Below are 20,656 nucleotides of genomic sequence, written 5' to 3'. Positions count from 1 at the left end.
CGGCATTTAGCAGCCTTTCATTTTTTTATGGAGGTAGGCCGGATAATTTAGGTCAACGTCAAAGTGTAACAGTGCAGGCTTTTGATTTACCTTGATTTCGTAAACAGCCGAACTAAAGCCATTGCCAGAAAACTTAAAGCGGGTATTTTGCTGCAGGTTGCTGAACTGGTAATGAAAACGGCTGATGTTATCTTTATCCAATTTAAACGTATTCTCCCCTGTTTCAACATAAACATCTGCGGGCAGCTTATCGCCTTCCAGTTTAAGGTCGAGCTTTAAATCACTCCCCTGCACAACTGAGAGTGTTTTGTTCAATACAATAAACCTGAACGGAGCAGCAGGAACAAAATATTCGTTATGCCTGATCAGTCTTTTAGTACTTTCGGTTAATACAGAAGGCGCCGCCAATGCAATGATGATAATTACCCCCAGCGGACCAAGCGCCCATTTTAAATATTTGGTGTTTTCTTTAAGGTTGATAGCAGATGGAAAGCTTACCGGTTTAAGCGCCTCTATCTTTTGGTCGATACTGGCCTCGATGAGTGCACGGTGACTTTCATCTTCGGCAGCAAGCTTTTTTAGCTGCAGGGTATTGAGCAGCTTATCATGAACATCGTTAAAATGCCTGCCAATAATTTCGGCAGCTTCATCATGCGTTAAAGTTTTGCCCAGCTTAAGCCAGGCCAGCAATGATGGTAAAACCAGCCAGCAAACAAGCACTGTATTAAACAGGATAAAAAAGTAAAAAAGAATGGTACGCAGCAGGATACTGAAATTGCCGAAATATTCGCTTAGGGTAATTACTACATAAGCTGAGAAAAGACCGGCACCTAAAAATATTAATCCACGCAAAAAATTATTGAAATAATACTTCCGGGTGAAAGTATTGATTTTGCCAAGCAAAAGTTCATAATTTTCTGTCGAGGCCATACTACATGTGGAAAACGTTAAATAAACACGCCTTATTAAACGCAAAAGCCATGTATTATATATAACACGTGTTGGTTTAAGTTAAAAATTAAAGCAATAATAATAAAATGTTAATTGTTTATGACAATTAAAATTGATTCCCGCTCTTTATTGGGAAATACATGGTTTAAAACAATGATAATGGGCAAAATTGGGAAAATCTTATTCCTGCTCCTCAACTGTTTCTTCCTCAGGCTCCGGGGATTCCAGCTTATGCAGCCAAATACCGGCTATTCCCGTAATTGAATATGGAAATATAATTACTGCTATAGAAGATACAGCCGAAACCTTTTTTCAAAAAGTAATTCAAAAAACGGGAGCATAGTAATTATCAATATAGCTATGGTTAAAACCTGTTTTACATAAAACGGCTCTCTCTTTTTTGATAAAGAGTATACTGCCCCCCAAAATACAAAGGCGAAAGGAATAGTAAGCAGCAGAACCATATCTGCAAAAATGATGTAGTCTTTTTGGATCTCTGCAATAAGGCTTATTTCAGGATTTTCGATAATAAACCATGACAGCACAAGGTGGAGCAATGGCGCAATGATTACCATCAGCAACCAAACTTTTAAACTGTATATAAATGACCTGTTCATAATTTATTAAGCGCGCTAACAAGATACATAGCAGTCAATAAAATAACAAGGCTACCCGGGTTCGTAAACGGTATCCGATTATTATTTAACACCGCAATTATAATCGTGATAACCCGGAAAATGCTTTTTTACATACAGCCGTTGCGCTTCCATACTTGCAGATTTGAAAACAACACTGATTTAAAGGCCACGCCATTTAATTTAAAAGGTTTACATTAAAATATAGAACTGTTTTTTTATCCAAAAATTATATCTGCAACAGCAGAAAACCCTCTCCTAAAATAGCGGAACAAAAATTTCGACTTTCGGGGAACAAACGTAGGATTTGGGCCACAAATAACAAGTACGATTATTTATTTTAAATTTCTACATTAAATTAACCCCGGGTTAATTGCCGCAATATAAATTACCATAAAAAAGGGTGTTTTCACGGATTGTTAAGCGTATAGTTAATTATTACCTTGCATCAATTTAGCCACAGCCCTATCATGACCATTCCGATCCAACTCAATAAATCCATATTGGACTACTTTAGTGTAGGTGGCGTTTGGCAAAATATTTTATTTTATGCCACTATACTTTGCCTTTTATATATTAACATTTTGTTAACCCGTCGAAAGAAAAGTTATAAGCTGCAGCCAGTTGGGGACTTACCTGACGAAAAAGACGAGTCTGCGCTGACGACGGCAGATAGCACCGGGCTCAAAACAAACGCCGCTTTAAATAATGAAACAGCTACACTAAGAAACGAGCTTTTGGCTTTGGGCGAAAAATTGGAGCTTTCGTACATGAAATCGGAAAGACTTAATGGCCAGTTATCGGAAATATTGGATAGTGTTGAATTAACAATGGCCTACGATCATACCCTTTGGGATTGGTCGCTGGATTTCAGCAGCAAAGAGATTACGCTTTCCGAATATGGCTTAAAGCTCTTCGGCTTTCCGGAAAATACAAAGCCCGTTTTAAATGAGGCTATCCATATTGTTGATCCCCGGTACCAGACGGCACTTATGGATGCTGTTGAAAAATCATTTAAAACCGGTGCCGACTTCTCAATCACCTGCCTCGTTCATCCATTAAATGGTAGCCAGTCAAAAGAAATAAAGGCAGCGGGCAGGGTGTATTATAACGAGCACGAAACACCCCTAAAACTATCCGGGAAATTTTCAATTACCCATACCGAGCCACTGATGAAGAGGTGATTGTGCTTTACAGATTCCGTTTCCGGGCGGATCTGCAAGTGTTCAATTTTTAAAAGTGTGAACGCCCGCCTTCTTTCCATAAAAAAACATTGCTGGTTGTCAGACACTTGCGTTTTCGCTAAAATGCTTTAAAAGCCGACCTGAACAAACAAGCGCTGATAATCAACAAGTTACAAATTTTCATTTCCAAACATTGAACACCCGGTTTTCAAAAATTGAACACTGACAAGATCCTGTCAGTTTATTGGGAGGGATTAGCCCGTTAAGTAACCGGCTTAATCAGCCTGGCACTTACACTTCAATCCGTTTAAAGCGCTAAGTCTTTTGAATGTTGTTCAGCGCCTTATTAATTCTTTTAACCGCTGTAGTTATAATTTGCAGCTTCATGTCATTATCACTAAAACATCATTATTTATTTCTGCGTTTTTTATCCGGCGTTGGTGTTACATTTTCAAAATCTACACTGGCCTCTCTTTTTCGCGGAGTTAACAATCTTGTTTTGTGCACAATGTACTCATTGTCCTTCCCTATCTCTATTATATAGAATACATAAAGCGTTTGAGCAGTGAGATCTGTTGTTTTTTTCGCAAAATCGATCAGCGTGGGAAGACTGACCATCTTGATCTTTGATAGTGAAGCATTACTAACACTCTGGCCAGAATCCTTTAAATTATATACAAAAGTTGGTTCGCTATTGTATTTGAGACATGGGCATTTTACGGTAAAGTATTTGTACTGTGATTCTATCCCAACATCCCACATCCTATCTTTCGGCATTGTATTAGCAGTATCCAGCAAATAATAAACCGTGTCGATATTGTTGGCTACCTTTTGAGCCGAAGCGCTATAAATGTTAAGCCAAAGTATTACGATCAAAAAGTATTTCATAAACTAATTAGTTGCAATTTCCGGGTAATTTATCATTTGAGTTCAAAGAACTGTTATAAAAATTATTTAACTGCGCATCTGTTAGCGAGTATTTTGTTTTAATAGCATTATACGCCTGTTGTAAAGTAGCTGTTTCCGTCGCTGTTGCTGATGGATCGGAAGTATTTAATCCATATAACATTGCGCTGGCATATTCTGCGTCCGTATGGGCTGATTTATCCCATGTTTTCAAGGCGCCGACCGCTTGGTCAAAATAATTGGTCAGCATGACCAGATGGTTGCTGTAATTGGCAGGCAAACCATCCAGCGTACACCATTGATCTATAGATAAAAGCCAGTTGTTGTTTGTGAAATCGGTATATCCCTGGGACGCATTATCTTGGGCAGTCGATAGTCCGTAGTTGATATAAGCATGCATAGTTTCATGTATAATTGTTGCAGCAATCAATAACCTCGAACTATTTTGAAGCATCTTTGTATTTAATGTGATGGTCGCGCTTTGACCGATACCGGAAGACTGAGGCTGGGTTTGCCCAAGTTTATAGGTTAACTCAGTGCTATTGGGCTTAGAAACGGCCCAATCAAGGTTAGCGTTTTGCCAAACCAGATCAGGTCTTTGCGATGTTATAAATGGAGACACCAGATTGGTATATACGCCGATACTTGCCAGTTGATCAATAATCAATTTAGTAGCACATGGGAAATACTTCGCAAGGCTGTCAGTTCTCACTGTAAAAAGCACCGGTGGCGGTGGTACTACACATGGCGAAGCCGGTGGATCCGGGGGATATGTTGGCGGGGGAAAGTTCCATCGCCATCGCCAGGAGGCTGCTGTACATTTTTATCAAGGATTAAACGATCACCTGTCGATTGCACTTGTAATTTGGTAGCATTCGTTCCTGGGCAAGGCTGGCTTGGTGGATTGCTGCCACCAGCGCTACCACTTCCTGTGGAACCTGATGGTGCCCCCCATCCCCGCCACCATCTACCCAATCACAAGTCGCTCCTAAATATTTAACGTCTACAACCTCTCCGTTTACCTCCGATATCTGATACCAATCAGTACAATCCTGTTGTAATTTATTAGTTTGTAAGCTTTGAACAGCCTGGCTACCCTTTTGAGATAATGGACCAGAAGTGGTTGACATCGCTTTGAGGATTCGGCCATTCTTATAAAACCAACCGCTTATAAATTTACCTTTTGGGGTACTGTATAAAACTGTTCCGGAAAAATCACTGTCGCGCTTGTTATATCTGTTCCTGTCAAGTTTGCTCAGGTCATTCTTTAAATAAGCTGGGTCTGCGATCACAGTCATCACATAAGCATCGTAGCTTTCTCCGTTTTTTAATAATAAGAAGGAGCTGTGGCTTTGGAACTGCTCGGTGGCCTTTCCGGAATTCATGTTTTTTAGTTCAGCATGGTACTGTACACTCGGATCAATCGGGATTTCGAGGACTTGCTGCCCTGTACGCAGGTACGTACTCCCATTCTGCCATACTGGTCTTATTAGCTGACTAATGTCCGCACTATCTTGTATTGACTGAACTCCCATTTTGCTATTCGCCGGGAATGCATTTTCATACCAGGCCTTAGCCCGAACAATCGCCGGGTCGCTTATTTGAACGGTGGAATCTTCATGGCGGTCTTTTTTACAACTATTTACGGATAGAATAATCGCAGAAACAATAGCGATTGGGTACAAGACTTTAGGAAAAGATTTAAGTTTAAGGTATTTCATATTACGCGGTTCAGGCTTTGAACAAATATTGAAATTATATTTAAAGTTTATAGTACGTAAAGAAAATATTACCTATTACTATAAAATATTTCATTTATAAGCCTAAGGGAAAATAACTGAACCCGAGATATTAGAAAGTCAATTATCGTGGAGTCCGTGAATGTAACAGCGAATCAGATAGCGCTTATTAAGTAATAGCGGGACTACTTAAAATGAAATGATCTTATTGGACTTTTTTCTCCTGAAACCATAATCTTATTAAGACAGAAAACCTTTAAATCCGCAGTTGCCGCCAAGATAGCTTTAAAAGCCACATTTACATTTTGAAATATCCCGCCAACAATTATATTTGCAGCCCGGCCATACATTTATTTCGGGATGTAGCGTAGCCCGGTATCGCGCCAGCATGGGGTGCTGGAGGTCGTGGGTTCGAATCCCGCCATCCCGACTTGAACACAAGCTTTAAAGAGCATATTTGAGCAGTTTTTTACTGATTGAATATGCTCTTTTTTGATTGTTGACCTTCTTATAGACCTTGATATTAGTATTACTGCCATAACAGATTATGTTATGAAATAGGTTTGCCTGCCCGTTTACACAAAAATCCCGATGATCGTTTCTGTCCGGGATTGTAATGCTTCACAAGCATGATGCTTGCTTTATTTTAGGACGAAGTTATGCTTTCGCTAAACTTCGACCAGTAGGGGATGTAGTGAAGAAAACGACTGTTGCAAAAACTGGAGAGACGGGTAAAGGAAAGAAAGATGCGAAAGACAGCCAAAATTAACTTTCCTAACTATCTGATTTATGTCCTATAGTAAAACTTAGCGGCCCGTAAAGCCGCTTTTTATATTTCTAAAAAGATCGCGAGATGTCCATAATCCACTGGCAATGATCCGCCGCATAGTCAGGTTCGGATAAGTTTTGTCACGTGGCGCATCCAGCTGAAAAGCCGCTTTAAACCCTATCTTTTTTAGCTCGGGCAAGCCTTTACTATTCCAGTAACCGAAAGGAAAAGCGAAATAATCCACAACTTTTCCGGTTATGTCTTCCAAATTTTTTTCGAAGCTGCGATCTGCGGCTCAAATTCCACAGGCTTCAAATGCCTGAAGTCCGTATGGCTTTGGGTATGGCAGCCGATTACATGCCCTTCAGCTGAAAGCTGTTTAATCTGCGCGGCATTCATGAACCAGGGATGCGTGCCGATCTTCCCGGTAATGATAAAGAATACTCCCTTAAAGCCGTAAGATTCCAGCACCGGCAATCCGTTTTTGAACTGGTCGGCATTGGTATCATCAAAAGTCAGCATAATGGGTTTGGCAGGCAGCAGCTTACCAGATAATAGCCCATCCGGTAAAACCGTCTGATAACCACTGTCCGCCAGCATTTTCATTTGCGCTTTAAAAACGGCAGGCGGGATAATGTACTGCTTATCCGTCCGGCTGTCTTTAGCTTTAAAATCCCGGATCTGGTGATAACAAAGGATCGGGATTTGTCTTTGGGCAAATCCGCAAAGGCAGCATACTAATAGGGAAAGTAGGGCGCTTAATTTTTTCAAGAATGTAAAAATAAACTTCGTTTTGACGGATGCAAAAGTTAATTATGGTTAGAGCTTAAGTTAATTTTAAACAACAAAAAAGCTCTTATACCATTGATTGTAGGTGTCGTACTTAAAACAATAGTCGTTTCAATAAACTTCTACTTTGTTAACTTCAAAGGAAGAGTATTAATTGAAATACCGGTAGTCTACTGGCTATTCGTATCACCATTAATAATTTTCACCTATATATTCAATAATTCTTAAGAATTTTGGAAAGGTGTACTTATAAATTACGATATTCGAACTGGTGAATATTCTAACTTAATAAAAACTATGATTCGGGTAATCTCTATCCCAATTGCGTTGGATTTGGTGGTTACGATGCCGATTGTTATTTTAAGCAACCCGAACAATATCATCTTCTGTATCGTCTTTTACCTAACATCTCTATCTATTTTAATGAGCTTTTTCCTAATATGGTCAACACTTTTTCCAATTAAAGTTGGGTCATATTTCCAAATGAAAGGTAATACTTCATTTCTCGGCCACCTTGCCTCCACATTATTAGTCGTAATTACCTATAAAAAGGGCTTTTATCTGTTAGTTCCTTTATACATGATTATTACATATATCACCTTTAAAATAGGTAAAAATCTTTACCGTAATAACAGGAAAGAAATATTTCAAAAAATATTAATTAATTACAATGATTATGCAAACACTTATAGTAATATGCACACTTATTGGGGTCGTATTTTATATTAGAAAAGCTCGTAAGTCAGTTTGATAACTAGCATCAATAATTGTTGATACTTGCTATATCAATTCAAGCAAATTCAGACCAGTACGCACTGTAGATATTATTACTTGAGATCAAATTGCCTTTGCCATATACTTATTATTCACTTATCGATTAGCTTTAATTTACCGAAATCAGAAACGATTTTATATTAGATATACAACATTTTCTCCTGAATGTTCCTGCAACTAAGTTTAAACAAAACCTTTGGGTGTTATCTTCAGGACGGGTGCATTTTATAGATTAAGCCGCAGACCGGGGCGAAATTTCCTAAATGCAATTCTTTTATGAGCAATTCAATCAGGCATGTTTTATTTAAATAAAAATAAAAAAAGATCTTTTTTATAGCTTAGCGTTATATTTTTAAAAACACAACGATGGTCGAAAACAAACCGACATGTCAAAAAACGCGATCATTCTATGAAAAAAGCTTTCCTTACCTTTCTCCTTTTCTTAATGCTTACCCAGGCTTTTTCCCAATCAACCGGCAATATTAAAGGTAGCATCACCGACAATTCAAAAGCCCCGTTGGAGCTGGTGAATATTATTCTTTACAAAACAAATTTCAGCGCCACCACAAATAATAAAGGCCAATACAGCATCAATAATATTCCTGCCGGAAACTACCAGGTCATTATTTCGCACATCGGCTATAAATCTGTTAAACAGCATATACTCGTAAAAAACAATGACACTACTGAATTTTCCTATACGCTTCAGGCCGGCGTTATTAAGATATCTGCTGTTGAAGTACAAGGCGAAAGAGGCGTAGGAAGCATCAAAGCGTTACCCGAGATCGGCGGAACAAATATTTATTCGGGCAAAAAAAATGAAGTTGTTTTGGTTGACAGCGTCAATGCAGATATCGCACAAAATAAAGCCCGCGATGTGTTTGCAAAAGTACCGGGTATCACGTCGTGGGAGTTGGATGGTTCTGGCACTCAAACCAGTGTAGCGGCAAGAGGATTAAGTCCGCACAGATCATGGGAGTTCAATGTGAACCAGAATGGCTACAATGTTAATAACGATCTGTATGGTTATCCCGAGGCCATGTATAACCCGCCGTTGGAAGCCGTACAGCAAATTGAGCTCATCAGGGGATCAGCCGCTCTTCAATATGGCCCTCAGTTTGGAGGGATGCTCAATTATGTAATTAAACAACCCGATACCACGAAGTCATTAAGCATTGAAACCGAACAAACGTACGGCTCGTTCAATACCTCAAATTCCTTTGCTTCGGTAGGTGGAAAAAAAGGCAAGCTCACTTTTTATGCTTTCTTTAATTACCGTAGCAGCGATGGATGGCGCCTTAACTCCAACTATAATTTCCTGAATGCTTATGCAAGTTTGCACTATAAGCCAACAGCTAAAATTGATATTGGCCTTGAATACTCAAGAGAAAACTATATGCAGAAATTTGCTGGCGGGCTTACCGACGCGATGTTTGCTGCCGATCCGCGCCAATCAACCAGGAGCAGAAATTATTTTAACCCGATAATCAACCTCCCCGCTTTACTTTTTAATTACGCCATCAATAATAAAACACTATTGAATGTAAAAGCCTATACTTTTTTTGGGCAAAGAAACATGGTTATTGCCAGCCCGGGCTTAGCCACCAATGCAGATACCATCAGCAAAGCTACAGGCTCCTACGCGCCAAGAGAGATAAACAGGGACTTTTACAACAGCTATACTGTTGATGCACGAATGATAAAAAAATACGATCTGTTAGGCCATGAGAGTGCCCTATCGGGCGGCTTAAAATATTCCAACGCTGCTACAAACAGAAAACAAAACGGAGAGGGAAGTACAGGAACTAATTTTGACCTTACCCAAACCGGCAATTACGGTATTGCCCTGCTCTTTAAAACAATAAACTACGGCGCGTTTCTTGAAAACCTTTTCCGCATCACCGATAGGCTATCCGTTACCCCCGGCATCAGGTATGATAACCTCAAATCAACTTTAAACGGAACGGAATATAAAGTATACAAAAATTTCAACCCCGTATCGCTTTCAACCTCCAGGAACATCGTGCTGGGTGGAATCGGTGCGCAGTATAAGATCACTGAAAGCATTAATATTTATGGCAATTACTCGCAGGCATACAGGCCCATCCTTTATGCAAATCTTATCATCGGGTCGAGCACAGCGGTGATCGACCCGAATTTGAAAGACGCGAGCGGCCATAATGCAGATATTGGCGTTCGGGGAGGGGTTAAAAAGATATTGAACTTTGATCTAAGCGTATTTGAACTGAAGTATAACAACAGGATAGGAAATATAACGCTGACTGATGGCAACGGAAAACCCTACACCTACACCACCAATGCCGGCAATGCGCTCACCAAGGGAGTGGAAGCTTTTGTTGAGGTTCACCTGCTTAATTTCAATACCGAGGACACTAACAGTGATCTTTCCATATTTTCTTCTTACGCTTATAATCACGCCAGGTATTTGAATGGCAAAGCAGGCGTGGTTAATCTGACTGGAAAAACGTTGGAAGACGTTCCTCAATTTGTTAGCCGCTCGGGCATAAATGGCTCTGTACATAACCTCTCCGCTACCTTTTATTATTCATACGTTGGCGGATCATGGTCAGATGCGAATAATACAGCTGCTACCAAAACAAGTCCCAATATAGGCTATGTCCCACGATATCACGTGGCCGATTTTGCCCTGGGCTATAAGTTTTCCGACAAGTACAACATCAGGATCGGTATCAATAATCTGACAGATAATAAATACTTTACCCGCCGAACAGAAACGCTCGTTTACCTTGGCAATGGTATATTACCCGGCGACGGAAGATCATGTTATGTTACATTAGGTGCTAAATTCTGACAGCAGGATATCAATCCTGTTTTTGAACAATCGATGTCCAACCTATCTCCGCCGACCAATAGTTCGTATGCCTGCTTGCAAGATTGCTAAAATGCGAACCACATAGTTTAGACCGGCAGGGCGCCATTGTTCTTTTCCTATTCACCAATTTCGCGAGTTTAGCCCACCGCCGGGATAAAAAGTAAAGGCTATACAAGCGGGCGGATTTGTTCGTCTTTAGAGGAGCCATAACTACAAGATCTTTTATTTGTAACAGACATTCATTATGTTTTATAACAAGTTCATTGATTATCAACTATAGCATAAATAAGTATCAAAGGCCATCAAACCGAAGCGCAATATATGTGCCCTATACGGCGCCCGTCCTGAATATCATAGATATAAATGCCGGGGTAATCGTCTCCTCATCCCGACTTGAAAACAACAAAAAAGCATATCTGCACAGTAGTTTTACTGTTTGGATATGCTTTTTTTATTTAAACAAATGCTTATATGCCGTAATTGATAATTAGAAATTTACGGAATCATCTACTGGTTGTAATTTTAAACGTTTCCGGTCTTTCCAGCCTTTTATCCAATCTTTTGCTGGAATTTCAATGAAAAAATAACAGGCAATTGAAATACAAATAAGCGCAACCAAAAAGGTATAAAATTGTAGTTCGGGATTTACAACCCGTATTTTTTGAAGAAAAAGCTGAGGAAAGATTTCATTGGATGTTGAAGGATGTACGCTGGCAATGCTCTTGTAAACAGCATGGTATTGATTGTACTCATCAAAACTGTTATATTAGGATTAAACTATTAACATCTAACTAAATGCTCAATTCTTCAACTATCACTATTGAAACAGAAATAGGGGAACAAGAAATTTATATAAGTCCTTTTTTATTACAATCGGAAGAGCCGCCCAATCTTAAGTCTGGAACTATTGAGAAACTTTATTTTTATAAAGATTTAAATGACGATGCTTATAAAGCAACTTTGGCTCTTGAGCCGATGAGGCACCAGTTTAAAACAGATGATTATATACTTAATTTAGGTCAGAATTTTGAAAACTATTATTTGGGTAGCTTTCATATTGATTTTAAAAACCGGCGCTGCCGGCAATGGGAAGGCAAACCCAATATGCTTACAGAACAAGACGTAAAAAACCTGGGCGAAAACCTTTTTAATCCAAATGTTAAATCACGGCAATTTACTTTATTTACACCTACCCGCCCTTCTGATTTTAACACCGGAAGATTAAAATATAAGATATAGATAAGGCCAATCATTAGATCCCGCCGGCATCCATTATGGCTAATGCGCTCAAACCCTCAAAGCACCCTACTGGTCGAAGTTTAGCGCCAGCGTAACTTCGTCCCCCAATAAAGTAAGCATCCTGCTTGAAATCTGAAGCATTACCCGGAGATTCCGCCAGATAAAAATAAAGCCTTACTATACCATAAATTCAACCAGTGAACTTAAACCATATAATGCGTCGGGAACTCAATACCACTTGTTTTAGCCACATTGAATATCTATTTTAGCATCGCATAATACTAACCTTATCCATGCTACGTTACTTTCGCCTTATCATAGTTATTTTACTACAATTACTAATATTGGGTTGTAAGGCCCAGAACAAGCATACCATTTTTCCTCCCGAAAGTTTTTCAGTTATTGAAGCAAAATTACCAGACGGGAGGCCTGTTGTTGGATCTGTTAACACCGCCTATAAAAATTACGGCGAAAAGAAAAGCTATCCGTGGTGCCTGCAAATTCACGTTGCGCTTAAGCATGATAGTGTTATGAAAAATGGGCTACCGCTTGAGTCAGAAATAGACGTTGCTAATACGCTTGAGGACGAATTAATCAATGAAACGGGTAAAGTAGTAACCCTGCATTACATTGGCCATGTCTATAACGATTCCTTCTTAGATGTTTATGCTTATATTGATCATCCCGAGAAAGCAAACGAATATCTTCAGAAAAAAACAAAAGCGCCCGATGTAAAGCGAGAGTTTTCATTTGAAATAAAACAGGATAAAGAATGGGTAGAGGTTAAACCGTTTTTAGAGTAAGTACATGACCTCTTATATTTGAGTTCCCAACTCAAGCGACAGTGCAAAAGAAAAACTCAAACCCTCAACGCCCCTCTAAACCCCCGGGCAGCATAATATGACTCCGCCCCATTATGGTAAATAAATATGGTGCCATAACGAAAATCGGCAAAAATGGCTCCGCCGAGCTCCCTAATATCGGCCGGTGTTTTGATCCAGCTTGAGGTTTTGGTATCAAACGTTCCAAGCTTTTGCAATTCGCGGTATTGTTCTTCATTTAAAAGTTCAATGCCCATATCCTTCGCCATTTCAACAGCGCTGTTTCCGGGCTTGTGTTCTTTTCTGGCTTCCAGCGCTTCATGATCGTAGCAAACACTTCTGCGGCCTTTGGGGCTTTCTGCAGCACAGTCGAAAAAAATATATTCGTCCGTATTTTTATCGTAAGCAACAACATCGGGTTCTCCGCCGGTTATTTCCATTTCATTAAGTGGCAATAGTTTTTCGGTATCGGCTTCCAGCTTTGCCTGTACCCCGGCCCATTCTATGCCGGTGTGGCGATTCATGTTTTTCTCAAAACGGGTTTTTAGTATGCCGATAAGTTCTTTCTGTTGTTCTGGTGATAGCTTCATATTTATTGCAGGTTATGGTTTATTGGTTTTTAGGTAATTTTTCAATTCCCCTCTTGAGAGGGGGCGCGTAGGACAGCGCGGTGGCAGGGGTGTGTATGCGATTGCCTTTTCAAAGCAGCAACACACCCCTACACCCCTCTCGAGAGGGGAATCGCACAGGCCTCCGCTTTTTATTCTTAAAAACGGGCTGTATTACAAATCATTCAATCCTTTACCGTTAAGGATTTGCGGCATCCATTTTTCAACTCTTGCCTCGCGGGTTGAGGCTTGTTTGGGTTGGGAAAAATGAAGCAGATACGCTTTTTGCCGTCCGGGTGTTAATGCTTCAAATGCGATTTTAAGGGCGGGTATGGTATTTAATTTTTGTTGAAACTCCTGAGCGACCGCAAAATCTTTCGTCTGCTTTAAATTTACTTTTAGTCCTGCCTTTTCCACCTCAATGGCTTCATAAATATACGCTTTCAGGATACTCCTTTGCCCGGCTATTTCACCGGCATTGGTAAACCTGATTTGCCGCGCAGCTTGTACGTTTTCGGTTTGCTGAATAAGGATGTTATGGGTATCACTTAATAAAGCTCCCTTGAAAAATAAAAGCGCGCAATATTCTTTAAATACATGGATCAAAACGATGTTGCTTTCCCGAAAGGTATAACAGGGACAGCCCCATTTTAATTCTTCGGTCAATCCGCAATCAAGAACAATCGATCTTAATTGCTCTACTTCTTCCTGCCACTTCCCGGCTTTATTAAAATAAAAATCAACTTTGGGGTTCATATCGTTCATTTATTGGTTTCCCGAAATTACTTTTCTTTCGGCAGGTCTGAAATACCATGATATTACAGTAAGTACCAGTAATAGCAGCGCGGGAAATATCTCAGCTATAGCATTCCCCGCTGCGATATGCGAAAAAATCGCGCCCGACATAGCAAAGAAAAAACCCGCGTACGCCCATTCCTTTACCACCGGAAATTTAGGAATCAATACTGCTATAACACCCAAAACTTTCCAGGTGCCCAATATAGTTAAAACATAACCCGGATAGCCTAAATGCGTCAAACTGTCGGCCCCTCCTGCCCCGGCCTTCGCTTTTAATAACTGTACCATTCCTGTTGATATCATCCCTAAAGCAAGCCAGATGGTAGCTATCCAATAGATAATTTTATTCCGTTTCATGATATGTGTTATTTCAATTTGTTTACTACTTCCTGCAGGCGGTTATGGGCCATATTTATACCATAGGCAAAAGGCAGCTTAAGCATTTGGTCCCTCAGTTCGGGCGTTCGGTAAACCACATGCATATTGAGCTTGCTGGTATCGTCAGTTAGTTTTTCAAACTCCAGGAACTCGAGTTGTACATCAAAAGGCGCGTTATCCATTTCAAACGTACGGGTGATCTTTTGCCGGGGATAAACTCATGAATTGTTCCGTTGGCTTTGAACACTACATTCCCATGCGGATCTTTTGTTTCAAATTGCCAGCTGCCGTGCTTTTTATTTTCAAGCTTCAGCACTTTTGTTCCCATCCATTGCTCAACAATTTCGGGCTCCATGTAGGCTTTAAAAAGCAGTTCCACCGGTAAGTCAAACACTCTTGTAATGGTTAAATCCTGTTTGCCGTTTTCAGCGTCTATTTTTGTTTTTTGTTCCATGTTATTTGCCTTTATAATTTTTCATAATAGTTTCTAATTTGTTGAACCTGTCTTCCCACATTGCGCGGAACGGTTCGATGAAGTCGGCCACATCTTTCATTTTTTCTGCATTGATATGATAGTAAATCTCCCTGCCGTTTTGCTCCTGTTTAAGCAGCTCGCACTCGGTAAGTATTTGCAGGTGTTTGGAAACGGTGGGCCGGGCGGTGTCAAAGTTTGACGCAATTACACCAGCAGTCATCGCTTGTGTGGCAACTAGTAAAAGGATGGCCCTTCGGGTTGGGTCGGCTATGGCTTGAAATACATCTCGTCTTAAATTCATCATGTAGCTATTTGACTACAAATATAAATGTAGCCATTTAACTACGCAAGTTTTTGTTTTATTTTTTTACTTGAACCTTTATCTGATGGCCCTGAGTATCAAGCCTGAATATCTGTCAAAAACACATTAATTTATTTTCTGAACGTAATAAAACGAGCCGATTGCTTATTTTGTAATACATTCTTAACACGCCTTCGCTTAAAAAAGTGTAATTTTATACCTTCTTAGCAAGGTTATACTACTGGTAACAGTAAACTATAATAATTTAATGGGTATGAATGCCATTCACAATAAAGATATTGGGACCAAACAAAAAGCGCTGGCCATTAATCTTAACCCCGAAATTTATGGCTCATTTGCCGAAATAGGTGCCGGACAGGACGTAGCAGCAAACTTTTTTAAAGCCGGGGCATCATCCGGTACCATAGCCAAAACCATGTCGGCCTATGACATGCTTTTTTCAGATGCCATTTATGGGGTACAACAAACCCGCCGTTATGTAAGCGAACCGCGGCTGATGGCCATGCTTGGTCATGAATATGGCCTGATCATTGAACGCCTTGGTACGCAGCGTGGTGACACTTCAACTTTTTTGCTTTCGCGGATACCATATCGGCCCTCAATTACAACAAAACAAATGAAGGCCACGGTTGGATGGGCGTACGCTTTCAGCTTGAGCCGAACGGGCAGTACAATGATGTGGTGATCCATGTTAAGCTGCTGGATAACGATAATAACCTGCAACAGCAAGCTGTGGGGATATTAGGTGTAAACCTGATGTATGCCTGCTTTTATTATAATGAGATTCCACCGGTATTCCTGCTTTCGCTGATGGATAACCTCTCGCGCGACAGGATCCAGATAGACATGATCCGCTTTGAAGGACCAAACTTTACCAAAGTTGATAACCGGCTCATGAGCCTTCACCTGGTAAAATACGGCTTTTCGGATGCGGCGCTGTTTGGGCCCGATGGTAAAAACCTGCAACCATCCGAAGTTTTATACAAAAAGCATATCGTAATGGTGCGCGGCCGTTTCCGCCCGGTTATCAACGTACATATGGATATGCTGAACACCGGTGTTAAACAGTTTTTACAGGAATCGGATGTTGATAAGGAAAACGTTGTTGTTGTTACCGAGCTTACCCTCCAGGCCCTGAAAGAACGTAACGCCGATATCAATGCCGATATAGACGAGAAGGACTTTCTCGACCGTGTAGACATCCTCGGCTCACTGGGCCAAACGGTGATGATCTCTAATTTTCACGAGTATTATAAATTGGTGGCCTATCTTTCAAAGATCACCAAACTTAAAATGGGCGTGGTACTTGGTTTCCCTAACCTGGAGTACATTTTCTCGGAAGAACATTATAAAGATTTGCCGGGCGGCATTTTGGAATCGTTCGCTACGTTGTTCAGTCGTAAGGTAAAATTGTTTATATATCCTACCCTGCGCGATGGCGTGATCTGGAATTGCCTGCGTTTTTACCTTCCGCCACACCTGATTGACCTGTACCGCTACCTGATAGCCAACAATAAGATAGAAGACATCAGGCATTATAACGAAAACAACCTCAACGTTGAAACCGACAATGTGCTTGAGCTGATAAAACTGGGCGCCGATGGCTGGGAAGAGTTTGTGCCGCCCGAAGTTGCTACCATAATCAAAGAACGCCGCCTGTTTGGATATGCCTCCGGGTTAGAACCGGTAAAAACACTTGATGTGCCTCCGGTGGATGGTGATCGTACAGAAATAGATATAGCTTAAAGCTAAAAGCATAAGGCGAAAAGCCAAGGGCCCGGAGCTTGCTCTATATAAAAGGGGCTGGTGAATTATTTCACAGCCCCCTTTTTTCACTTTACTCATGTATCCTGAATTACTACGGCAAAACAGAAGGCTTTTGCCCAAGAATATATTTAATCCTTTCAGACTGGCCCGAAGTATCTGCTTTTAAGTCGAGAGACTTGCCATTAAGTTGTTGATAATTAACAGCGACGCTATTACCAGACGATGTAGTTTTAATCACTTCCACCGATTCAATATCCGAAGGGATCTTCGCGCCAAACCAATGATCGTCATCCTGTTGCTTCCAGGTTACTAATGTAAATACTTCGTTAGTTCCAACTGTTTTGTTTCCATCAATTGCCGATTTCAAAGCCTGGTCATTCCCGTAAAGTGTTGAGGCTGTTCCTTTGGTCTTATTAACAAATGAAGTGATTACCTTCAAACCATCGAGGTTATATTTCGGGGATGATGGCAGCGCGGCTTTGGTATTGTATAATTCAACCGGTTTGTTATCGGAGCAGGCCGCAAACATTAAGCTGCATACAGCAAATAAACTATATAATGCTTTCATGGGGTTAGTGTTTAATTGGTTGGGTAAATACAAAATCTTCGGCAGCCATCGGTTTGTGGCAATTCGTACATTCTGTGGTAAACATGACATTTGCACCGCCGTACGGCACCATTTTCGGGGTCTTAAACCTCGCCCATCCCCAGCCAAAGGTAGATGCATATTTTTTATCGTCTTTTATCATGTACTCCACCTGCTTAAACTCGCCGGTATGGGTGGTCCCGTCTTTATCCTGTAGTTGTGCCCAGGCCACTTTGGCAAATATGGCGCCGTTTGGCCAGGGGTGGATCTTGTTTTCTTTGATTGCTTTCACGGCAATATCATTACCGAAGATTACACGCAGGGTATTATTATCAAATCGTTCAGTTGTACTGATAGGCTGCCAGTTTTTATAATCGGGGATATAAGAGATGCCGTTGGCTGCTGTTGGCAATTTGCTTATTGCTGTTTTGTTTTTTTGCCAATGCTGATATTGCCTGTCGGCGGCATTGATAACCGCCGTATCGGCAGGCTTGCTGTGCACCATTGAAGCAAGATAGTTCTTCAAAACAGCAAGATCGGCTGCAGATACTTTTGCGCCGGTATGAACAGCGGTATAACCCGGCAAAGGCATTGCTCCGGCTATTATCTGATTTACCGACTCCCAGAGTTTGCCTTTCTGATCGGCCGGCGCGAGCCTATTCCATTCGGAAAAATTAAGGTCGGCCCTGCCCTGTTTGATATGGGATGCCACCCCCAGTAAATAGGAACTATTTTATCGTACCAGCGTAAATTGGTATTGTTTGAATGGCAATCATAACAGGCACGTTGAATAACAGCCTTAACATCTGCCGGGGCTTCCAGGTCGCCCGTTACCGGCGGGTTAGGAACATCCGGGCGCATAAACTGGATGCACAAAAAGCCTGCAAATAAAATCAGGATGATAAGGAACGCTTTTCGTCGATACAAGGGTTTTCTGTTGGTTTTCATAGCCATTCGTTTGCAATGCAAAGAAAACGACAATCCTTTATAATAAATGTAACAATTAGTTGGGCGAGTGCAAATAATCGTTAAATAAGGAAAAAAGGAAGTTGAGACTACAAAACATGTCATTTTGATGCTTCACCTCCTGATATTTCAGCTTCGCCCTGCTATATGAGTATCACCAATAAATATTAAATTAGCTTTACCTGATGGATAAAACCGAAAAACGCATTTGTTTGTATAGCTCGCTGCTCGTCGGACTCATGATGAATTCGGGCAAACTGCTGGCCCTGCGCGAAAACGGCATCATAGCCCGCTACTGGCATTTCAACCTGGGCGAATGGAGCTTCCAGCTTCTGTATAACATCGTTTTCTGTTTTTTGATGTTTTATTTGAATTTAAAGGAAGGTGGTACGCTTTCTGTATTCCGCAATCAAAAAAAGCATGTGATGTATGTGCTGGCCAATATTATTATTGCGGTGCCATCCATTGTCGTCGGGGTCATTTTACAACGCGTTTTATTTGTTTATCAAAGTGTTCCGGGCGGCCTTGCACTTGGGTATTTTACCCGCTTTGCCCTAAGCATCATACTGATTAGCATCGTTATAAAAATAATTTTATTGCTGCGCGAAGCAAGGATGAGGGAAACAGAAAACCAACTATTAAAAAACGCGCGGATGCAGGCCGAACTTGAACTGCTTAAAGAACAAATGAACCCGCATTTCCTGTTCAATTCATTAAGTAGCTTATCGGGAGTAATTGGCGAAAACCCGGCATTAGCACAGCAATATGTAAAAGAATTATCCGCCGTTTTTCGTTATGCGCTTATTAAGGGAAAAACAAACCTCGTAACGCTGCAGGATGAGTTGACAATGCTCCGCTCATTTGCACAGCTTATAACCCTGCGTTTGGAAGATGCCTTTAAGCTTGATATCAATGTTGATAGCGCCCGGCTCAATAATGAACTCCCTCACCTCTCCTTGCAACCCCTGCTTGAAAACGCCGTAAAACATAATGCGGCAACCATTACAAAACCACTAACAGTTAGCATTTATATGGAGGGTGATCTGCTCGTTATCAGTAATAATTTACAAGAGGTCTCCTCGCCCGAAAACAGTAACGGCATAGGGCTGGCCAACCTGAACGAACGTTTCAGGATCATGACAGGCCGGGAGATAGAGATCATAAAAACGGCCGGCCGGTTTATTGTTAAATTGCCCTTGAAAGTATGAGACCCCTACGTGTAGTTATAGTTGAAGATGAAGCGGCAACAGCCCGCAACCTCGCCCGTTTATTAACTGCAATAGATGATAAAATAGCTATAGCTGCCACGCTCCCATCAGTAGCAGAAAGTGTGACCTGGTTCAGTGATCAGGCAAATAGTTATGACCTCATATTTATGGATATCCGCCTGGCCGACGGCATATCTTTCGATATTTTTAAGCAGGTGGCTATTACCAAACCTGTAATTTTTGTTACTGCTTATAATGACTATGCGCTTCCTGCTTTTAAAAACAACGGCATCGATTATATCCTAAAGCCATTTGATGAGCAGGAAATAGCCCGCGCATTGCAAAAACATAATGATTTCTTTGCATCGAACCGGGATGAAGCTCCTGCTTTGGCAGTTGAAGCAATGCTTCAGCAGATTAGCCTTCTTACTCGTTCCTACAAAAAATCGTTCCTCATCCATTTTCGTGAAAAACTGATCCCGGTTGAAGCTATTAAAATAGCCTGGTTTTATACCACTAACGAAATTGTTTATGCGCATACTTCAGATGCCCGTCAATACATTATGGAGTTCACCATGGAACAGTTGGAACTGCAGCTTGATCCGCAGCAGTTTTTCCGCGCCAACCGCCAATTTATTCTTAATCGCGATGCTATAACCGAGGTAGATTTCTATTTCAACGGCCGATTATCTATCAAAGTAAAGCCGGAACCGGCCGAAAGCATACTTATCAGCAAGGCCCGCGTTCCCGAATTTAAAAGCTGGATGAACCGCTAAGCACTTCGCCCCCTGCTTTTGCAGCTTCACCTGGATTTGCCCTGCCCTCCCCCATTTTTCCTTCCACTTTTGTAATGCCGACGCGGGTAGATATGTGTCGGCGGATATCAA

General features: G+C 41.0%; 24 protein-coding genes and 1 tRNA gene. 9 read left to right on the top strand and 16 right to left on the bottom strand.

The window, feature by feature from the left end; translation table 11 throughout:
• Positions 1-6: 6 nt before the first annotated feature.
• Together ACQ86K_RS31770 and ACQ86K_RS31765 are read right to left on the bottom strand one after the other, a co-directional pair.
• Entirely contained in the window at positions 7-930 is a 924-nt protein-coding gene (locus ACQ86K_RS31770; protein WP_431199413.1) for a hypothetical protein, read from the bottom strand.
• A gap of 305 nt (positions 931-1,235) precedes the next feature.
• Positions 1,236-1,568 carry a hypothetical protein gene (locus ACQ86K_RS31765; protein ID WP_431199412.1) on the bottom strand — a complete coding sequence of 111 codons (333 nt, stop codon included), beginning with the start codon at positions 1,566-1,568 and terminating at the stop codon, positions 1,236-1,238.
• 488 nt (positions 1,569-2,056) lie between these two features.
• Here ACQ86K_RS31765 and ACQ86K_RS31760 point away from each other — a divergent pair, with 488 nt between their 5' ends.
• Positions 2,057-2,770, top strand: a complete 714-nt coding sequence (locus ACQ86K_RS31760) for a hypothetical protein (protein WP_091174927.1) — start codon at positions 2,057-2,059, stop codon at positions 2,768-2,770.
• Positions 2,771-3,178: 408 nt separating this feature from the next.
• Here the strand turns inward: ACQ86K_RS31760 and ACQ86K_RS31755 are convergent, their stop codons facing one another.
• From ACQ86K_RS31755 to ACQ86K_RS31745, 3 genes are all read right to left on the bottom strand, one after another.
• The gene (locus ACQ86K_RS31755) at positions 3,179-3,658 is read right to left on the bottom strand and encodes a hypothetical protein (protein ID WP_091174922.1); all 480 of its coding nucleotides are present in this window, start codon (positions 3,656-3,658) and stop codon (positions 3,179-3,181) included.
• A 7-nt stretch (positions 3,659-3,665) separates the two neighbouring features.
• A complete protein-coding gene (locus ACQ86K_RS31750; protein ID WP_431199411.1) occupies positions 3,666-4,388 on the bottom strand; it encodes a SprT-like domain-containing protein in 723 nt (240 codons plus the stop codon).
• 121 nt (positions 4,389-4,509) lie between these two features.
• Entirely contained in the window at positions 4,510-5,397 is an 888-nt protein-coding gene (locus ACQ86K_RS31745; RefSeq protein WP_431199410.1) for a hypothetical protein, read from the bottom strand.
• Between the two features lie 374 nt (positions 5,398-5,771).
• Between ACQ86K_RS31745 and ACQ86K_RS31740 the strand changes: the two genes are divergently transcribed.
• A tRNA-Pro gene (locus tag ACQ86K_RS31740) sits at positions 5,772-5,845 on the top strand.
• 376 nt (positions 5,846-6,221) lie between these two features.
• On the opposite strand, the gene ACQ86K_RS31735 is transcribed toward ACQ86K_RS31740, so the two are convergent.
• Complete coding sequence (locus tag ACQ86K_RS31735) at positions 6,222-6,452, bottom strand: hypothetical protein (RefSeq protein WP_431199409.1); 231 nt, start codon at positions 6,450-6,452, stop codon at positions 6,222-6,224.
• Positions 6,440-6,955: a polysaccharide deacetylase family protein gene (locus ACQ86K_RS31730; RefSeq protein WP_431199408.1), complete on the bottom strand. Its 516-nt coding sequence runs from the start codon at positions 6,953-6,955 to the stop codon at positions 6,440-6,442. Before ACQ86K_RS31730 ends, ACQ86K_RS31735 begins: the two co-directional genes overlap by 13 nt.
• Positions 6,956-8,156: 1,201 nt before the next feature.
• Between ACQ86K_RS31730 and ACQ86K_RS31725 the strand changes: the two genes are divergently transcribed.
• The 3 genes from ACQ86K_RS31725 (at position 8,157) to ACQ86K_RS31715 (ending at position 12,643) form a co-directional block, all read left to right on the top strand.
• The gene (locus tag ACQ86K_RS31725; protein ID WP_091174913.1) at positions 8,157-10,580 is read left to right on the top strand and encodes a TonB-dependent receptor; all 2,424 of its coding nucleotides are present in this window, start codon (positions 8,157-8,159) and stop codon (positions 10,578-10,580) included.
• 816 nt (positions 10,581-11,396) lie between these two features.
• Positions 11,397-11,840, top strand: coding sequence for a hypothetical protein (locus ACQ86K_RS31720; RefSeq protein WP_091174911.1), 444 nt, complete (start codon positions 11,397-11,399; stop codon positions 11,838-11,840).
• 293 nt (positions 11,841-12,133) lie between these two features.
• Positions 12,134-12,643 (top strand): DUF695 domain-containing protein, encoded by a 510-nt coding sequence (locus ACQ86K_RS31715; RefSeq protein ID WP_091174909.1) that lies wholly within the window; start codon positions 12,134-12,136, stop codon positions 12,641-12,643.
• A 56-nt stretch (positions 12,644-12,699) separates the two neighbouring features.
• Here the strand turns inward: ACQ86K_RS31715 and ACQ86K_RS31710 are convergent, their stop codons facing one another.
• The 6 genes from ACQ86K_RS31710 to ACQ86K_RS31685 form a co-directional block, all read right to left on the bottom strand.
• Entirely contained in the window at positions 12,700-13,251 is a 552-nt protein-coding gene (locus ACQ86K_RS31710; RefSeq protein ID WP_091174907.1) for a DUF4256 domain-containing protein, read from the bottom strand.
• 192 nt (positions 13,252-13,443) lie between these two features.
• Positions 13,444-14,025 (bottom strand): YdeI/OmpD-associated family protein, encoded by a 582-nt coding sequence (locus tag ACQ86K_RS31705; RefSeq protein WP_176844573.1) that lies wholly within the window; start codon positions 14,023-14,025, stop codon positions 13,444-13,446.
• 9 nt (positions 14,026-14,034) lie between these two features.
• Positions 14,035-14,424, bottom strand: a complete 390-nt coding sequence (locus ACQ86K_RS31700; RefSeq protein WP_256337545.1) for a DoxX family protein — start codon at positions 14,422-14,424, stop codon at positions 14,035-14,037.
• Positions 14,425-14,432: 8 nt separating this feature from the next.
• Positions 14,433-14,627, bottom strand: coding sequence for a hypothetical protein (locus tag ACQ86K_RS31695; RefSeq protein WP_256337544.1), 195 nt, complete (start codon positions 14,625-14,627; stop codon positions 14,433-14,435).
• Positions 14,573-14,899 carry an SRPBCC family protein gene (locus ACQ86K_RS31690; protein ID WP_256337543.1) on the bottom strand — a complete coding sequence of 109 codons (327 nt, stop codon included), beginning with the start codon at positions 14,897-14,899 and terminating at the stop codon, positions 14,573-14,575. Before ACQ86K_RS31690 ends, ACQ86K_RS31695 begins: the two co-directional genes overlap by 55 nt.
• A 1-nt stretch (position 14,900) precedes the next feature.
• Entirely contained in the window at positions 14,901-15,221 is a 321-nt protein-coding gene (locus ACQ86K_RS31685) for an ArsR/SmtB family transcription factor (protein WP_090532792.1), read from the bottom strand.
• 274 nt (positions 15,222-15,495) lie between these two features.
• Here ACQ86K_RS31685 and ACQ86K_RS31680 point away from each other — a divergent pair, with 274 nt between their 5' ends.
• Together ACQ86K_RS31680 and ACQ86K_RS31675 are read left to right on the top strand one after the other, a co-directional pair.
• The gene (locus tag ACQ86K_RS31680; protein WP_431199407.1) at positions 15,496-15,927 is read left to right on the top strand and encodes a hypothetical protein; all 432 of its coding nucleotides are present in this window, start codon (positions 15,496-15,498) and stop codon (positions 15,925-15,927) included.
• Positions 15,876-16,988 carry a TonB-dependent receptor gene (locus ACQ86K_RS31675; protein WP_431199406.1) on the top strand — a complete coding sequence of 371 codons (1,113 nt, stop codon included), beginning with the start codon at positions 15,876-15,878 and terminating at the stop codon, positions 16,986-16,988. The genes ACQ86K_RS31680 and ACQ86K_RS31675 overlap by 52 nt, the downstream gene beginning before the upstream one ends.
• 112 nt (positions 16,989-17,100) lie before the next feature.
• Here ACQ86K_RS31675 and ACQ86K_RS31670 read toward each other — a convergent pair whose 3' ends face one another.
• From ACQ86K_RS31670 to ACQ86K_RS31660, 3 genes are read right to left on the bottom strand one after another with little or no spacing between them, the layout of a single operon-like run.
• Complete coding sequence (locus ACQ86K_RS31670) at positions 17,101-17,577, bottom strand: hypothetical protein (RefSeq protein ID WP_091174897.1); 477 nt, start codon at positions 17,575-17,577, stop codon at positions 17,101-17,103.
• Between the two features lie 4 nt (positions 17,578-17,581).
• On the bottom strand, positions 17,582-18,307 hold the full coding sequence (locus tag ACQ86K_RS31665) for a cytochrome P460 family protein (RefSeq protein ID WP_431199405.1): 726 nt from the start codon (positions 18,305-18,307) through the stop codon (positions 17,582-17,584).
• Positions 18,208-18,543, bottom strand: a complete 336-nt coding sequence (locus ACQ86K_RS31660; RefSeq protein ID WP_431199404.1) for a heme-binding domain-containing protein — start codon at positions 18,541-18,543, stop codon at positions 18,208-18,210. The genes ACQ86K_RS31665 and ACQ86K_RS31660 overlap by 100 nt, the downstream gene beginning before the upstream one ends.
• A 203-nt stretch (positions 18,544-18,746) precedes the next feature.
• Between ACQ86K_RS31660 and ACQ86K_RS31655 the strand changes: the two genes are divergently transcribed.
• Together ACQ86K_RS31655 and ACQ86K_RS31650 are read left to right on the top strand one after the other, a co-directional pair.
• Positions 18,747-19,769 carry a sensor histidine kinase gene (locus ACQ86K_RS31655; RefSeq protein WP_091174895.1) on the top strand — a complete coding sequence of 341 codons (1,023 nt, stop codon included), beginning with the start codon at positions 18,747-18,749 and terminating at the stop codon, positions 19,767-19,769.
• Complete coding sequence (locus ACQ86K_RS31650; protein WP_091174892.1) at positions 19,766-20,545, top strand: LytR/AlgR family response regulator transcription factor; 780 nt, start codon at positions 19,766-19,768, stop codon at positions 20,543-20,545. Before ACQ86K_RS31655 ends, ACQ86K_RS31650 begins: the two co-directional genes overlap by 4 nt.
• Positions 20,546-20,656: the final 111 nt, after the last annotated feature.

Source organism: Mucilaginibacter sp. P19, assembly GCF_050632265.1.
Taxonomy (GTDB): Bacteria; Bacteroidota; Bacteroidia; order Sphingobacteriales; family Sphingobacteriaceae; genus Mucilaginibacter; species Mucilaginibacter gossypii.
The sequence above is the reverse complement of the archived record's forward strand: the minus strand, read 5'-3'. Positions and strand labels throughout refer to the sequence as shown.

What these genes read in the sequence shown, in the direction of transcription:
- ACQ86K_RS31770 (WP_431199413.1), bottom strand. Translation starts at nt 930, where the DNA reads ATGGCCTCGACAGAAAATTATGAACTTTTGCTTGGCAAAATCAATACT.
- ACQ86K_RS31765 (WP_431199412.1), bottom strand. Translation starts at nt 1,568, where the DNA reads ATGAACAGGTCATTTATATACAGTTTAAAAGTTTGGTTGCTGATGGTA.
- ACQ86K_RS31760 (WP_091174927.1), top strand. Translation starts at nt 2,057, where the DNA reads ATGACCATTCCGATCCAACTCAATAAATCCATATTGGACTACTTTAGT.
- ACQ86K_RS31755 (WP_091174922.1), bottom strand. Translation starts at nt 3,658, where the DNA reads ATGAAATACTTTTTGATCGTAATACTTTGGCTTAACATTTATAGCGCT.
- ACQ86K_RS31745 (WP_431199410.1), bottom strand. Translation starts at nt 5,397, where the DNA reads ATGAAATACCTTAAACTTAAATCTTTTCCTAAAGTCTTGTACCCAATC.
- ACQ86K_RS31725 (WP_091174913.1), top strand. Translation starts at nt 8,157, where the DNA reads ATGAAAAAAGCTTTCCTTACCTTTCTCCTTTTCTTAATGCTTACCCAG.
- ACQ86K_RS31720 (WP_091174911.1), top strand. Translation starts at nt 11,397, where the DNA reads ATGCTCAATTCTTCAACTATCACTATTGAAACAGAAATAGGGGAACAA.
- ACQ86K_RS31715 (WP_091174909.1), top strand. Translation starts at nt 12,134, where the DNA reads ATGCTACGTTACTTTCGCCTTATCATAGTTATTTTACTACAATTACTA.
- ACQ86K_RS31710 (WP_091174907.1), bottom strand. Translation starts at nt 13,251, where the DNA reads ATGAAGCTATCACCAGAACAACAGAAAGAACTTATCGGCATACTAAAA.
- ACQ86K_RS31705 (WP_176844573.1), bottom strand. Translation starts at nt 14,025, where the DNA reads ATGAACCCCAAAGTTGATTTTTATTTTAATAAAGCCGGGAAGTGGCAG.
- ACQ86K_RS31700 (WP_256337545.1), bottom strand. Translation starts at nt 14,424, where the DNA reads ATGAAACGGAATAAAATTATCTATTGGATAGCTACCATCTGGCTTGCT.
- ACQ86K_RS31695 (WP_256337544.1), bottom strand. Translation starts at nt 14,627, where the DNA reads ATGGATAACGCGCCTTTTGATGTACAACTCGAGTTCCTGGAGTTTGAA.
- ACQ86K_RS31690 (WP_256337543.1), bottom strand. Translation starts at nt 14,899, where the DNA reads ATGGAACAAAAAACAAAAATAGACGCTGAAAACGGCAAACAGGATTTA.
- ACQ86K_RS31685 (WP_090532792.1), bottom strand. Translation starts at nt 15,221, where the DNA reads ATGAATTTAAGACGAGATGTATTTCAAGCCATAGCCGACCCAACCCGA.
- ACQ86K_RS31680 (WP_431199407.1), top strand. Translation starts at nt 15,496, where the DNA reads ATGAATGCCATTCACAATAAAGATATTGGGACCAAACAAAAAGCGCTG.
- ACQ86K_RS31675 (WP_431199406.1), top strand. Translation starts at nt 15,876, where the DNA reads ATGGGCGTACGCTTTCAGCTTGAGCCGAACGGGCAGTACAATGATGTG.
- ACQ86K_RS31670 (WP_091174897.1), bottom strand. Translation starts at nt 17,577, where the DNA reads ATGAAAGCATTATATAGTTTATTTGCTGTATGCAGCTTAATGTTTGCG.
- ACQ86K_RS31660 (WP_431199404.1), bottom strand. Translation starts at nt 18,543, where the DNA reads ATGAAAACCAACAGAAAACCCTTGTATCGACGAAAAGCGTTCCTTATC.
- ACQ86K_RS31655 (WP_091174895.1), top strand. Translation starts at nt 18,747, where the DNA reads ATGGATAAAACCGAAAAACGCATTTGTTTGTATAGCTCGCTGCTCGTC.
- ACQ86K_RS31650 (WP_091174892.1), top strand. Translation starts at nt 19,766, where the DNA reads ATGAGACCCCTACGTGTAGTTATAGTTGAAGATGAAGCGGCAACAGCC.